Source organism: Cellvibrio mixtus subsp. mixtus J3-8 (assembly GCF_000766945.1).
Lineage (GTDB): Bacteria > Pseudomonadota > Gammaproteobacteria > Pseudomonadales > Cellvibrionaceae > Cellvibrio > Cellvibrio mixtus_A.
Window position 1 is genome coordinate 966,905 of sequence record NZ_KN266207.1, and the last position, 13,403, is coordinate 980,307.

11 protein-coding genes are annotated in these 13,403 nt (G+C 47.4%); 1 reads left to right on the forward strand and 10 read right to left on the reverse strand.

Translation table 11 applies throughout. The features are described from left to right. Nucleotides 1-19: 19 nt before the first annotated feature. The 10 genes from galU to gyrA all read right to left on the reverse strand — a co-directional run bounded on the left by galU (nt 20) and on the right by gyrA (nt 11,720). Entirely contained in the window at nt 20-913 is an 894-nt protein-coding gene (galU, locus tag A596_RS09050; protein WP_039913827.1) for a UTP--glucose-1-phosphate uridylyltransferase GalU, read from the reverse strand. Between the two features lie 28 nt (nt 914-941). Next, nucleotides 942-2,294: a phosphohexomutase domain-containing protein gene (locus A596_RS09055; RefSeq protein WP_039913830.1), complete on the reverse strand. Its 1,353-nt coding sequence runs from the start codon at nt 2,292-2,294 to the stop codon at nt 942-944. Between the two features lie 146 nt (nt 2,295-2,440). Next, entirely contained in the window at nt 2,441-3,115 is a 675-nt protein-coding gene (gene cmk / locus A596_RS09060) for a (d)CMP kinase (RefSeq protein ID WP_039913834.1), read from the reverse strand. Between the two features lie 20 nt (nt 3,116-3,135). After that, a complete protein-coding gene (pyrF, locus tag A596_RS09065; protein ID WP_039914548.1) occupies nt 3,136-3,837 on the reverse strand; it encodes an orotidine-5'-phosphate decarboxylase in 702 nt (233 codons plus the stop codon). A gap of 110 nt (nt 3,838-3,947) precedes the next feature. Beyond that, complete coding sequence (locus A596_RS09070) at nt 3,948-4,286, reverse strand: ComEA family DNA-binding protein (protein ID WP_039913835.1); 339 nt, start codon at nt 4,284-4,286, stop codon at nt 3,948-3,950. Between the two features lie 219 nt (nt 4,287-4,505). Then, on the reverse strand, nt 4,506-5,924 hold the full coding sequence (cysN, locus tag A596_RS09075) for a sulfate adenylyltransferase subunit CysN (RefSeq protein ID WP_039913837.1): 1,419 nt from the start codon (nt 5,922-5,924) through the stop codon (nt 4,506-4,508). Nucleotides 5,925-5,976: 52 nt separating this feature from the next. After that, on the reverse strand, nt 5,977-6,885 hold the full coding sequence (cysD, locus tag A596_RS09080) for a sulfate adenylyltransferase subunit CysD (protein ID WP_039913839.1): 909 nt from the start codon (nt 6,883-6,885) through the stop codon (nt 5,977-5,979). Nucleotides 6,886-7,031: 146 nt separating this feature from the next. Beyond that, a complete protein-coding gene (locus A596_RS09085) occupies nt 7,032-7,946 on the reverse strand; it encodes a prephenate dehydrogenase/arogenate dehydrogenase family protein (RefSeq protein WP_039913840.1) in 915 nt (304 codons plus the stop codon). A 5-nt stretch (nt 7,947-7,951) separates the two neighbouring features. Then, nucleotides 7,952-9,061 (reverse strand): prephenate dehydratase, encoded by a 1,110-nt coding sequence (pheA, locus tag A596_RS09090; RefSeq protein ID WP_039913841.1) that lies wholly within the window; start codon nt 9,059-9,061, stop codon nt 7,952-7,954. Nucleotides 9,062-9,080: 19 nt separating this feature from the next. Then, nucleotides 9,081-11,720 (reverse strand): DNA gyrase subunit A, encoded by a 2,640-nt coding sequence (gyrA, locus tag A596_RS09095; RefSeq protein WP_039913843.1) that lies wholly within the window; start codon nt 11,718-11,720, stop codon nt 9,081-9,083. A 337-nt stretch (nt 11,721-12,057) separates the two neighbouring features. On the opposite strand from gyrA, the gene A596_RS09100 reads away from it, so the two are divergent. Then, the gene (locus tag A596_RS09100) at nt 12,058-13,386 is read left to right on the forward strand and encodes a TRZ/ATZ family hydrolase (RefSeq protein ID WP_039913846.1); all 1,329 of its coding nucleotides are present in this window, start codon (nt 12,058-12,060) and stop codon (nt 13,384-13,386) included. Nucleotides 13,387-13,403: the final 17 nt, after the last annotated feature.

Here is a 13,403-nt window from a genome sequence, read left to right on the forward strand (position 1 = left end):
CGGAATAATCCGGTGCCAGTTACTTCGTATAACGCTTCTGCAAAAATGTTTTGAAATTATTGCCGACATCGTTATGGCGCTCACCGTAAATAACATTCGCCATGAGATAACCCAGCTTGGTTCCACAATCATGGCTACGGCCAATCAACTGATAAGCTTCGACGGTTTCCAAGCCCAACAATGCATCCAATGCATCGGTCAATTGAATTTCACCACCTGCACCTGGCTGGGTCTTTGCCAACAAATCCCAAACCGTTTTGGACAAAACATAACGCCCAACAATAGCCATATTCGAAGGCGCTTCATCTACCGGAGGCTTCTCTACCATTGCTTTAATTGCGGCAGTTTTCCCAGATGGAATTTCCACTCCAGAGCAATCAACAACACCATATTTATCAACTTGATCGTGAGGAACCTGCTCCACAAGAATCTGGCTATTTCCAGTTTCCTGAAAGCGCCTGGTCATACCTGCCAGGTTATCTTGCCTGAGATTTGATTCCGCATTATCAACCAGCACATCAGGAAGGAGCACGGCAAAAGGCTCATCACCTACAACAGGTTTTGCACACAAAATTGCATGACCAAGACCTTTTGCTTCAGCCTGACGCACAGAAATAACTGTCAAACCAGGAGGTGTAATCGAACGAACTTCTGCAAGTAGCGAACGCTTCAAACGCGCCTCAAGTTGAGCCTCCAATTCAAAGCTGGTATCAAAATGGTTTTCTATCGCATTTTTACTCGCATGCGTGACCAGTACAATTTCCTTGATTCCCGCTGCAGCCGCCTCTTCAATTACATATTGAATTAACGGTTTATCAACAACTGGCAGCATTTCCTTGGGGATAGCTTTAGTTGCAGGAAGCATACGAGTTCCCAAACCAGCCACTGGAATCACAGCTTTTTTAACTTGCATAATTGTCGCCCTATTAAATATTTGTTAGTTAGCTATTAAGTAAATGAAGGACTTCTGTTGTTTTTCGTTCGACTAACTGCTTATTGCCCCTGCTCTCTACATTCAGGCGCACCACAGGCTCGGTATTGGACATTCGCAAATTAAATCTCCAATCATCAAATTCCAGACTTATACCGTCTGTTTTATCGATAAATTTTGCATCCGCTTCGTAGTGCGCAAGCACTTTTTCAATAGCAGCTTTTGCATCGGCTACATGGCTATTAATTTCACCGGGTGAAGGGAATTTCGCAATACGGTCAGCGAGCATGGAAGATAGGGTTTGTTGTTTGCGACAAAGAAGCTCACAAACCAATAACCAGGGAATCATGCCGCTATCACAATAGAAAAAATCGCGGAAATAATGGTGAGCACTCATTTCACCACCATAAACAGCATCCTCTGTGCGCATGCGCTCTTTAATAAACGCATGGCCGGTTTTGGATTGAATAGCCTGGCCACCATTAACAGACGCTATATCAAGCGTATTCCAAGTCAATCGCGGATCATGGATAATTTTTGCACCTGGATTCTTCAATAAAAATGCTTCCGCAAGCAATCCAACAATGTAATACCCCTCGGTAAACTCGCCTTTCTCATCAAAGAGGAAACAACGATCAAAATCACCGTCCCAGGCTATTCCCATATCTGCATGATGCTGGATTACCGCTTCAGAGGTTGAAGCACGGTTCTCAAATAATAAAGGATTGGGAATACCATTAGGAAAAGTGCCGTCAGGCTCGTGATTGATTTTTATAAATGTGAAGGGTAAATATTTTTCAATTGCGTCTATAACATGGCCCGCCGCACCGTTTCCCGCATTAACAACCAACTTCAACGGTTTTAGCGCAGAGACATCAACATAAGACAAAAGGTGTTGCACATAAGCATCGAGAATATTTACTTCTGTGAGACTTCCACGCGCCGAAAAGTCGGCCACCTGAAATTGATTAACCTCTGCCAGGCGCTTTATCTCATTTAAACCAGTATCACCACTGATTGGCTTTGAGCCAGCACGGACAAGCTTCATGCCGTTGTAGTCGATTGGATTGTGGCTAGCTGTAATTTCAATCCCACCATCAGTTTTAAGGTGGCTGGTGGCGAAATAAATTTCTTCCGTCCCGGACATACCAATGTCGATTACATCAACACCTTCGTCACGCAAGCCATTACTTAATGCCGTTTTCAAGGCTTTACTCGTAAGCCTGACATCCCCACCCACCACCACATTTTTTGGTTTTATATATTGCGCATAAGCACGACCAATACGGTACACAATATCCTCATTGAGCTCTTCACCCAATTTTCCGCGAATATCGTAGGCTTTAAAACAAGTTAAGGTCATATATGAATCCCATCTGAAAAATAACTATTTCTAAGCCCGCTGCTATATTTAGTTCTACTGGTAGACTCACATAAATCTTTAATTTGTAGCCGATGCAAACTAAAGAAATATTTTTACCATTTGTTGACACTGCAAAAAATTGATCGTCAATTCTGTTTGATTAATGCCAGCATCCTAGCAAAAACATCTGCAATACCAATATTGGTGCTATCAATAATTGTGGCATCTGCCGCAGGCACTAAGGGCGATACCGCACGTTTTGAATCACGCTCATCTCGCTCACGAATATCTGCCACCAATTTAGCCATATCAATCACTTCGCCTTTTGCCTGCAATTGCTTAAAGCGTCGCTCTGCCCGCGCTTCGGCGCTTGCAGTTAAAAATATTTTTGTGGGCGCTGAAGGAAATACTGCCGTCCCCATATCACGACCATCAGCGATTAAACCCGGGGCCCGGGCAAATGCGCGCTGACGATCCAATAATGCAGCCCTCACAGCCGGATGTGCGGCAACCTTGGATGCACCCATGCTTACAACTTCCTGGCGGATAGCATCAGTCACATCCTCACCATCTAACAACACAAGCATTGATTCGCCCTTCACACTAAATTCAACATTCAAATTTTGCGCAATAGCGGCAACCAACACTTCATTTGTTAAATCAATACTCCGTTTCATCGCGGCCAACGCAACTAAACGATACAAGGCACCGCTGTCTAATAAGTGGTAACCAAGATGCTTGGCCAGCATTTGGCTAAGCGTGCCCTTTCCTGAACCACTTGGGCCATCAATGGTTACCACCATTGGCTTGTTATTACTCATGAGTAAATTTCCTCAACACATCACACAAGCGACTGGACGATAGATTGGCAAGTCGCGATTGGATCTGCCGATTGAGTAATTGGCCTACCAATAACCAGATAACTACTGCCCGCAGCAATAGCGGCAGCGGGAGTAAGCGTTCGACGTTGATCATCAACGGGGGAAGACTCCAGGCGAATACCGGGAGTTACCAAACAGAACTGGCCACCAAATTGGGATCGCATTAATTGAGCCTCCTGAGCTGAACACACTACTCCATCCAAGCCGCATTCATGCGTTAATCGTGCCAACTTTGACACTTGTTCTTCCGGGCTACACTCAATTCCAATAGATTTGAGATCTGAAGCCTCCATGCTGGTCAAAACTGTGACCGCTATCAACAAAGGCTTATGACCTGATTGCTGTTCCAGAATGTTTCTAGCAGCTTTCATCATTCTCTCACCGCCTGAGGCATGCACATTTACCATCCATACCCCCAAATCCGCGGCAGCTTTTACAGCTTTGCTTGTCGTATTTGGAATATCATGGAATTTCAGATCCAAAAATATCGAAAAACCGAGGCTCATAAGTTGTTCAACTATTTTAGGACCACAGGCGGTAAAAAGTTCTTTTCCAACTTTCAGGCGGCAATATTCCGGTGATAATCGCTTTGCCATTGCAAGGCATTGATCTGCATTATCAAAATCCATGGCAACAACAATTCTTGGCCCCAGCTCGGACATTTCTTGACCTCTTAAAAAGAAAAAAGCCCGGACGCTTAAGTCCGGGCCTCTATTAAAGCAAAAAACACCGTAAAATTCATTCATTAACGCCTTGGCATAAGGCAAACACTCTAGATGCTTATATTCGCTCGATTGCTTTCCAACGTAGCCTCACCAATACCTTTTACTTCCAACAAATCTTCAACCGTTTTGAAATTACCATTTTCTTTACGCCAGGCAATAATGGCTTCCGCTTTCTTTTCACCGATTCCCTTAAGCCTGGTTAACTCCTGAACATCCGCCGTGTTGATGTTGACTACATTTTTGGGAACTGCAGTTTCAGCCTTAATGGTAGTTTTGGTTTCTGCTTTAGTGGTTTTTTCTGCTGGTGCTGCTTCAACCGCCCAGACAGTTGAAACACCACAAATCATTAACACCACAAAAGAAATAGCGGATAACAAATTTTTCATAAAGAACTCCATGTATTAAAAAATCAAAATAAATAAACAACAGTTTTGCGCCGGAAGATTTACCGTTGAGCGCGAACATAAGATATGCAGAAAGAAAATGATCAAATAGTAGATATCTGCCACTCGTCTTGTGGGATATTGACTACAGTTTTCGCAGAAAAAATGTGAAAAAAAACCCGAACATGTCGGGTTTTTTTATTTACAGGAACGAAGATTGAATTATTTCAGCAGGCGACCAAGATCAGCGGCACCCCAATGTGGGAAATGCTTGCGAATCAGGGCATTTAATTCCAATTCAAACTCACTGTAATTTGTTTGTGCAACCGCTTTGGATGCCAGTTGATCAATAACCATGCCAGCCCCTACCGTCAAATTGGTTAAACGATCAATGACAATAAATGCACCAGTTGCACGATTTTGTTTGTACGCGTCAGCTACGACAGGTTGGGTTAATAGAAGATCAACAATTGCAATGTCATTTAATTGCAATTGGCTAACACTCGTTTGTTCCTGGGTGTTTACATCGATGCGGCAACTAATAGCTTCGATTTCTCCAGTCACCAATTTACTGGCAAATTTAAACCAGTATTCTGTGCCCGGAACCAACGCCTTCTCAGTCATCCACACCAAATGAGCATGTAAATAATTGGATTGAGGAACATCGTCTTTTGCTAACACCAACACATCGCCACGACTAACATCAACTTCATCGGTCAAGGTCAATGTCACAGCCTGGCCGGTGAAAGCCTCGTCAAGGTTGCCATCATACGTCACGATGGATTTAACGTGGCTGGTTTTTCCTGAGGGCAGAACGCGAACCTGATCGCCAACTTTTACAACGCCTGAAGCAACGTTGCCACAAAAGCCGCGGAAGTCCAGGTTGGGACGATTAACGTACTGAACCGGAAAGCGGAAATCAGTAAAGTTTTTATCACCTGCGATAGGAACGCTCTCAAAAATTTCCATCAGCGTTTGACCTTGATACCAAGGCGAGCGCTCCGAGCGATTGACGACATTATCACCATCCAACGCCGAGATAGGTACAAACATCACATCTTTCATCGCCAGCTTGCTGGAAAAATCCAGATAATCCTGCTTGATTTTTTCAAAGGCAGTTTGATCGAAATCCAACAAGTCCATTTTATTGACGGCAACAACAATGTGTTTAATACCTAATAACGATGCAATGTAACTATGGCGACGGGTTTGGGTAACAACGCCATAACGCGCATCAATCAAAATAATCGCAAGGTCACAGGTGGATGCACCCGTTGCCATGTTGCGCGTGTACTGCTCATGGCCGGGAGTATCGGCAATAATAAATTTACGTTTTGCGGTAGAAAAATAACGGTAGGCAACGTCAATCGTAATGCCTTGTTCGCGCTCTGCTTGCAGGCCATCCACAAGCAATGCCAGATCTATTTTTTCGCCGGTAGTGCCATGTTTTACACTGTCGGATTTGATTGCTTCCAATTGATCTTCATAAATCATTTTGGAGTCGTGGAGCAAGCGGCCAATCAGGGTGCTCTTACCATCATCCACGCTACCGCAGGTTAAAAACCGCAGCAGTTCTTTTTGCTCATGCTGCGCAAGATAAGCATTAATATCCTGTGCAATTAATTCTGACTGATGACTCATAAAATTCTCTATTTACATTCGCAAGACGTAAAAAAACAGGGGCAAAGAAAAACTAGAAATAACCTTCCTGTTTTTTCTTCTCCATAGATCCGGAACTATCGTGATCAATAACCCTGCCCTGCCGCTCTGACGTAGTCGTCAGCAGCATTTCCTGAATAATTTCGGGCAGCGTAGTCGCTTCGGATTCAACCGCACCGGTTAACGGGTAACAACCCAGCGTACGGAAACGCACCATTTTTTCCTCGACTTTGTCGTCAGGACCTATGGGCATACGGTCGTCATCAACCATAATCATTACCCCATCGCGCTCCACAACGGGGCGTTTGGCGGCAAAATACAGCGGAACAATGGGAATATTTTCCAAATGAATGTATTGCCAAATATCCAGCTCGGTCCAGTTGGACAAAGGGAATACGCGAATGCTTTCGCCCTTGTCTACTTTACCGTTATAGATATTCCATAACTCAGGGCGCTGGTTTTTTGGGTCCCAGCGATGGTTTTTGTCGCGGAACGAATAAACACGCTCTTTCGCACGCGATTTCTCTTCGTCGCGACGCGCGCCACCAAAGGCCGCATCGAAACCGTATTTGTTTAACGCTTGCTTCAGGGCCTGGGTTTTCATAATGTCGGTATGCTTGGCACTGCCATGGGTGAATGGGCCAACGCCCATATCAACACCTTCCTGGTTGATGTGCACAATCAAGTCCCAACCGAGGTCTTTTACACGCTGGTCGCGAAATTGGATCATTTCCCGAAATTTCCAGGTGGTATCCACATGCAACAGCGGAAACGGCGGTTTACCGGGGAAGAAAGCTTTCATGGTGAGATGCATCATCACCGCTGAATCTTTACCAATCGAATAAAGCATTACAGGATTATCAAATTCAGCCGCGACTTCGCGGATGATATGGATACTTTCAGCTTCGAGCTGCTTGAGGTGAGTCAAGTTGTAGTTTGACATTCAATAAATACCAATTTGAAAACGGCGTCGGATTTACACAAAGTGTTTAAAAATCAGCAGCAATTATATAGATCTGCGACGTAGGGTTTAATGACTAAATGTTTCTAAGTTTATTCCGGAAAGTTTGTGTAAATAGCTATCAGTGATCAATCCTCTTTGGGCGCCGCTTGCCGCCGGGCAAGCATCAACGTGAATTCATCACGGGCTTCCTTGGCCCGGCTAAATACATCCAGCAAGTAATCGCTATCACCTTGTTCAATCCCGCTGCGCAGGCGGGACAGATTATCGATAAATAAGTCCATCGATTTTAAAATCGCCAATTTATTCGCGCGCATGATGTCATGCCACATTACCGGGTCGCTGGAGGCAATGCGGGTGAAATCGCGGAAACCACCGGCGGCATAGCGAAAAATATTGGGATTATTGATATCCCGGGCAAGCGTATCGACAAGTGAATATGCAATAACATGGGGCAAATGGCTGGTGGCTCCCAGGACTTCATCGTGCTCTTCAACTGACATCGATAACACTTCAGCCCCTACGGCTTGCCACATACGTGTTACCAATTCCACGTGTGTGCCATCCGTGGTCGCGAACGGGGTCAAAATAACCCGGTGATGCTCGTACAGGTTGGGATTAGCGGCAGTAACACCACTTTTTTCAGAGCCGGCAATCGGATGCCCCAACACCAATTGCGGAGGAACTGCGCCAAACACCGCTTCAGCAGCCAATTGCACACTGCCTTTAACACTCGCGCCATCCGTAATAGTTACCTCAGGCGAAATAAATTCTTTGATTTCTTCGAAGACGGAATTTACGGAAAGCGTTGGTACCGCGATAAAAATAACATCGCCAGCCCCTAACTCATTCGCAATTTCTTGTAGCGAGGTATAAGCGCGATCAACAATGCCGTAATTTACTGCTTCAGCACAGGTTTCCGTTTTGCGTGCGATCCCGATAGCCTCTACACAGGCACCACGCTGCTTTAAACCTTTTGCGAGGCTTCCGCCAATCAGGCCAATCCCTACGACGACAAATTTATTGAGTAACGGCGCTGACATACAAATTACAACACCGCTTTGGGATAAGAGCCGAGTAATTTCAAATCGGCACAGCGGGACGCCACTTCTTTCATCACGGCATTAATCAATGGATCATCCACATGACCAACAAAATCGATGAAAAATACATACGTCCAGGCACCGGTACGTGATGGGCGGGTTTCCACACGCGTGAGATCAATGTTGTGGCGATGGAATGGCTCGAGCAAATTATGCAGAGCACCCGGCTCATTGCGCATAGCGACAACAATTGATGTTTTATCTACGCCGCTTTGCGGGACCGCTTGCTGGCCGATAATCAAAAAACGTGTGGAGTTATCAGGCTGGTCTTCAATTTTTTCGGCAATCATTTTCAAGCCGTACAATTCCGCCGCCATGGAACCCGCAATAGCAGCTGCATTCCACTCGCCTTTCAAACGCTTTGCCGCTTCCGCATTACTGCTCACCGCAATACGTTCAGCTTTTGGATAATGTGCATCCAGCCACTTACGGCATTGAGCCAGCGACTGCGAGTGTGAATAAATGCGGCTGATGCTACTCACATTGGTCACATCAGATACCATCAAATTGTGATGGATACGCAATTCCACTTCGCCACAGATTTTAAGGTTGGAGCCCATAAAATTATCAAGGGTGTGGTTAACCACGCCCTCGGTAGAATTCTCTACCGGCACAACGCCGTAGTTGACACCACCGGCTTCCACTTCACGGAATACTTCGTCAATGGCAGAGAACGGTATGACCACCGCGGAGTGACCAAAATGCTTTAACGACGCTTGCTGGGTGAATGTCCCCTCAGGGCCGAGGTAAGCGACCTTGATCGGATTTTCCAACGCCAGGCACGCCGACATAATTTCGCGAAACAAGCGCGCAACTTCTTCGTTGCTCAATGGGCCAGTATTGTTTTCCATCGCTTTACGCAAAACCTGGGCTTCGCGTTCCGGGCGATAAAAAAGAATACTGGCATCGGCGGGAAGATTGGCCTTTTTAACTTCAGCAACTTCCTGGGCGCAAGATGCACGCGCCGAGATCAACCGGCCGATCTCGTCATCAATTGCGTCAATTTTATTGCGCAACTCCAGTAATTTTTCTGCTTCCGTTTTTTCAGATGACATGAATAATCGCCTCGCTTGATTACTCGTCTGAAGAGTCATCGCCAGCAGAATCTTCTGCGGCTACATCATCTGGCAACTCTTCAACGTCGCCGCCTTCGGCATTTGCCAATTCACGCTTGGCATTTTCATCTGCACTTTCTTCGATACGCTCCAGACCTTGCATGCGCTCGCCATCTTTCAGCTTGATCAAACGCACACCCTGGGTATTACGGCTAAGCACTGATACTTCATCAACACGGGTGCGAACCATGGTGCCCTGATCAGAAATCAGCATGATTTCTTCGCCATCAAATACTTGTACCGCACCTACTAACTGACCATTACGTTCAGTCGTTTGCATGCCGATGACGCCTTGTGAACCGCGCCCCTTTGCCGGGAACTCGCCGACTTCAGTGCGCTTGCCGTAACCATTTTCACTCACGGTCAGCACCTGGCCGCCCGCTAATGGAATTACCATGCTCACGACGCGCTGGCCTTCGGCCAAACGGATACCGCGAACACCGCGCGAAGTACGGCCCATTGCACGAACTTGTGATTCACGGAAACGCGCCGCTTTACCGGAGCTGGAGAACAGAATTACATCCGATGCACCGTTGGTAATTGCCGTGCCGACCAGGGTATCGCCTTCATCCAATTCAATCGCGCGCAGACCAACGCTGCGCGGACGCGCAAATTGTGTCAACGCTGTTTTCTTCACGGTACCGTTGGCGGTGGCCATGAAAATAAAATGATCATCGTCGTAGGATTTAACCGGCAAAATCGAGGTGATATGTTCGCCCTCTTCCAGCGGCAATAAGTTCACAACCGGGCGACCGCGTGCCTGGCGCCCCGCTACCGGAATCATGTAAACCTTCAACCAGTAAACCTTACCAGCGTTGGTGAATAACAAAACAGTGTCGTGGGTGCTGGCGATCAACAGATGCTGAACATAATCTTCGTCTTTCACTGCAGTTGCCGATTTACCCATGCCACCGCGACGCTGGGCTTGATAGTCAGCCAGTGGTTGGCTCTTCGCATAACCACCGTGGGAAATCGTCACTACACGATCTTCTTCGTTGATTAAATCTTCAGTGGTTAAATCGAGCGTAGAAGCAATAATTTCTGTGCGCCGCGCATCGCCATAGTCAGCGATAACTTGCGTTAATTCTTCGCGGATAACTTCCATCAAGCGCACTGCATTGCCCAGGATTTCGAGGAACTCGGCGATTTGCGCCAACTTCTCTTCGTACTCGGCCAGGATTTTGTCGTGCTCCATCCCGGTGAGGCGATGCAAACGCAAATCCAGAATTGCCTGGGCTTGTTCAGCGGACAAATAATATTTGCCATCGCGGATTCCAAACTCAGGTCCCAAATCTTCAGGGCGGCAAGCATCTTTTCCAGCGCGCTCCACAAATGGAGTCATGGCGCTTGCATCCCAACCGCGCGCAATCAAACCTTCTTTTGCTTCGGCGGGCGACGATGAGCGTTTGATCAAATCAATCACTTCATCAATGCTGGAAATTGCCACCGCCCAACCTTCCAGGATATGGCCGCGCTCACGTGCCTTGCGCAGCAAATAAACGGTACGGCGGGTAACCACTTCACGGCGGTGCTTGATAAAAGCAACCAGCAACTCTTTCAGATTCAGAATTTTTGGTTGGCCATCATCCAGCGCGACAATGTTTACGCCAAAGGTTGTTTGCAATTGCGTTTGTGCAAACAAGTTGTTCAGCAGTACATCGCCGGATTCGGTTTTCTTAACTTCAATAACGATGCGCATACCGTCTTTGTCAGACTCATCGCGCAACTCGCTAATGCCTTCAATTTTCTTTTCTTTAACCAGCTCGGCAATGCGCTCAATCAACCGGGCCTTGTTAACCTGATATGGAATTTCAGTGACGATAATGGTTTCGCGGCCGGACTTATCATCGCGTTCAATTTCCGCTTTCGCACGCATCACCACGCGACCGCGGCCAGTGCGATAAGCTTCAACAATACCTGCGCGACCGTTGATGATTGCGCCTGTTGGGAAATCGGGGCCTGGAATAAATTCCATCAGTTCATCAATAGTAACGTCCGGGTTATCGACCACCGCCAAACAACCCTGCACGACTTCTTTCAGGTTGTGCGGTGGAATATTGGTCGCCATACCCACGGCGATACCAGAAGAACCATTGATCAATAAATTGGGGATACGGGTTGGCAAAACTGCCGGGATTTGTTCGGTGCCGTCATAGTTGGGCACGAAATCGACAGTTTCTTTATCCAGATCGGCCAGCAAATCGTGGGCGATCTTGGCCATACGGATTTCGGTATAACGCATGGCTGCCGCGTTATCGCCGTCAATCGAACCGAAGTTACCTTGACCATCTACCAGCATGTAACGTAACGAGAATGGCTGGGCCATACGAACGATAGTGTCGTACACCGCCGAATCGCCGTGGGGATGGTATTTACCGATTACGTCACCCACCACACGGGCAGATTTTTTGTAAGGCTTGTTCCAATCGTTGTTCAGTTCGCTCATCGCGAACAACACACGACGGTGCACAGGTTTCAAGCCATCGCGCACATCGGGCAAGGCGCGGCCAACGATAACGCTCATGGCGTAATCGAGGTAGGACTGCTTGAGTTCGTCTTCAATACTGACCGGTGATATTTCTTTGGCGAATTCGACCATGGGAATACAGCTTTCCTTTTTTATTAAGGCTTCGGCTAGTCTTATGTTGGTTAGTTAAAATTGGCGGTATCGATTGGCAGCTATTGCGCAAAAAGCGCCGTAACTGGGCATAAATCGATTAGAGGCAAAAACAGCTACCCCAGTAGCGGGTTGGCTAAAAATGCGTCTGAGGCACAATTCAGGGGCGCGATGGTACCATAAAATCCGGTGGTTATGCAGATAGGGAATCAATTCTCATCATCAAAATCACAATCCGTGAAATACCCAAATCGGGCATGGCCGAAGCCTGTCATTCCAGTATACTGTCCGCCCCTGCTTTTCATCCTGACTGCTCATTATGTCTACTACCCTGCCTGATATTGATTTACTGATAAAAGCGCGCTGGATAATCCCGGTAATTCCCGAAAACCGGATACTGGAAAATTGTGCCCTGGCAATCCATCAGGGGAAAATACTGGCGATCATTCCCGCCGAAGGGGCCGAGCAGCGCTACCACGCGCGCGAAATCATTAACCTGGGCAGCCACGCGGTGATCCCCGGATTAGTAAATGCCCACGGCCACGCGGCGATGAGCTTGCTGCGCGGTTATGCCGATGATCATCCACTGCACACCTGGCTCAACGATCACATCTGGCCCGCCGAAGGCCGCTGGGTAAGCGAGGATTTTGTGCGCGACGGCACTGACCTGGCCATCGCCGAAATGATCAAGACCGGTACCACCTGTTTTGCCGATATGTATTTTTACCCCGAGCAAGCGGCACAAGCCTGTCTGGATGCCAGTATTCGCTGCCAATTGGCCTTCCCGATCCTGGATTTTCCGACCGCCTGGGGCCTGGGTCCGGACGAATACCTGAGCAAGGGATTAAGCCTGCACGATACATTTCGCGGCAATCATTTAATCAATATCGCATTTGGCCCGCATGCACCTTACACCGTATCCAATGCGCCCTTGCAAAAGATCGCCGTATTAGCCCATGAAATGGATATGCCCATCCATATTCACCTGCATGAAACGGCACAGGAAGTTAGCGACTCCATCAAGCAATACGGTTGCAGACCCAGCCAGCGCCTGATGGATCTGGGTTTGCTCTCACCGCTTACACAAACCGTACACATGACCCAAATTGATGACAGCGATATACATCTGCTCCAGACTAGCGGTGCGCATGTTATCCATTGCCCGGAATCCAATTTAAAACTGGCGAGCGGATTTTGCCCGGTTGATCGCCTGATAAAAGCAGGCGTCAATGTTGCGATAGGCACCGATGGCGCCGCCAGCAATAACGATCTGGATTTATTCAGCGAAGTTAAAACCGCGGCGCTGCTCGCCAAAGCCGTTGCCGGGGATGCCACAGCGCTGGGCGCCCATACTGCGTTGCGGATGGCCACCCTTAATGGAGCCAAAGCGCTCGGCCTGGAGGAATATATCGGCAGCCTGGAAATTGGCAAAGCGGCTGATATTACCGCCATCGATTTGGGCGAACTCGCGATGCAACCGGTTTACAATCCCGCATCGCAACTCGTTTACACCCATTCAGGGCAAGCGGTAACCCATGTCTGGGTAGAAGGAAAATGTTTGCTCAAAAATCGCGAATTACAAACGCTGAATGAGCGCGAAATTTTAGGCAAAGCCAATTGGTGGCGGAAACAAATTGCCACCCATTAAATTCAACAGAGATACAG

What these genes read in the sequence shown, in the direction of transcription:
- galU (WP_039913827.1), bottom strand. Translation starts at nt 913, where the DNA reads ATGCAAGTTAAAAAAGCTGTGATTCCAGTGGCTGGTTTGGGAACTCGT.
- pyrF (WP_039914548.1), bottom strand. Translation starts at nt 3,837, where the DNA reads ATGTCCGAGCTGGGGCCAAGAATTGTTGTTGCCATGGATTTTGATAAT.
- pheA (WP_039913841.1), bottom strand. Translation starts at nt 9,061, where the DNA reads ATGTCATCTGAAAAAACGGAAGCAGAAAAATTACTGGAGTTGCGCAAT.
- cmk (WP_039913834.1), bottom strand. Translation starts at nt 3,115, where the DNA reads ATGAGTAATAACAAGCCAATGGTGGTAACCATTGATGGCCCAAGTGGT.
- A596_RS09100 (WP_039913846.1), top strand. Translation starts at nt 12,058, where the DNA reads ATGTCTACTACCCTGCCTGATATTGATTTACTGATAAAAGCGCGCTGG.
- gyrA (WP_039913843.1), bottom strand. Translation starts at nt 11,720, where the DNA reads ATGGTCGAATTCGCCAAAGAAATATCACCGGTCAGTATTGAAGACGAA.
- A596_RS09085 (WP_039913840.1), bottom strand. Translation starts at nt 7,946, where the DNA reads ATGTCAGCGCCGTTACTCAATAAATTTGTCGTCGTAGGGATTGGCCTG.
- cysD (WP_039913839.1), bottom strand. Translation starts at nt 6,885, where the DNA reads ATGTCAAACTACAACTTGACTCACCTCAAGCAGCTCGAAGCTGAAAGT.
- A596_RS09055 (WP_039913830.1), bottom strand. Translation starts at nt 2,294, where the DNA reads ATGACCTTAACTTGTTTTAAAGCCTACGATATTCGCGGAAAATTGGGT.
- cysN (WP_039913837.1), bottom strand. Translation starts at nt 5,924, where the DNA reads ATGAGTCATCAGTCAGAATTAATTGCACAGGATATTAATGCTTATCTT.
- A596_RS09070 (WP_039913835.1), bottom strand. Translation starts at nt 4,286, where the DNA reads ATGAAAAATTTGTTATCCGCTATTTCTTTTGTGGTGTTAATGATTTGT.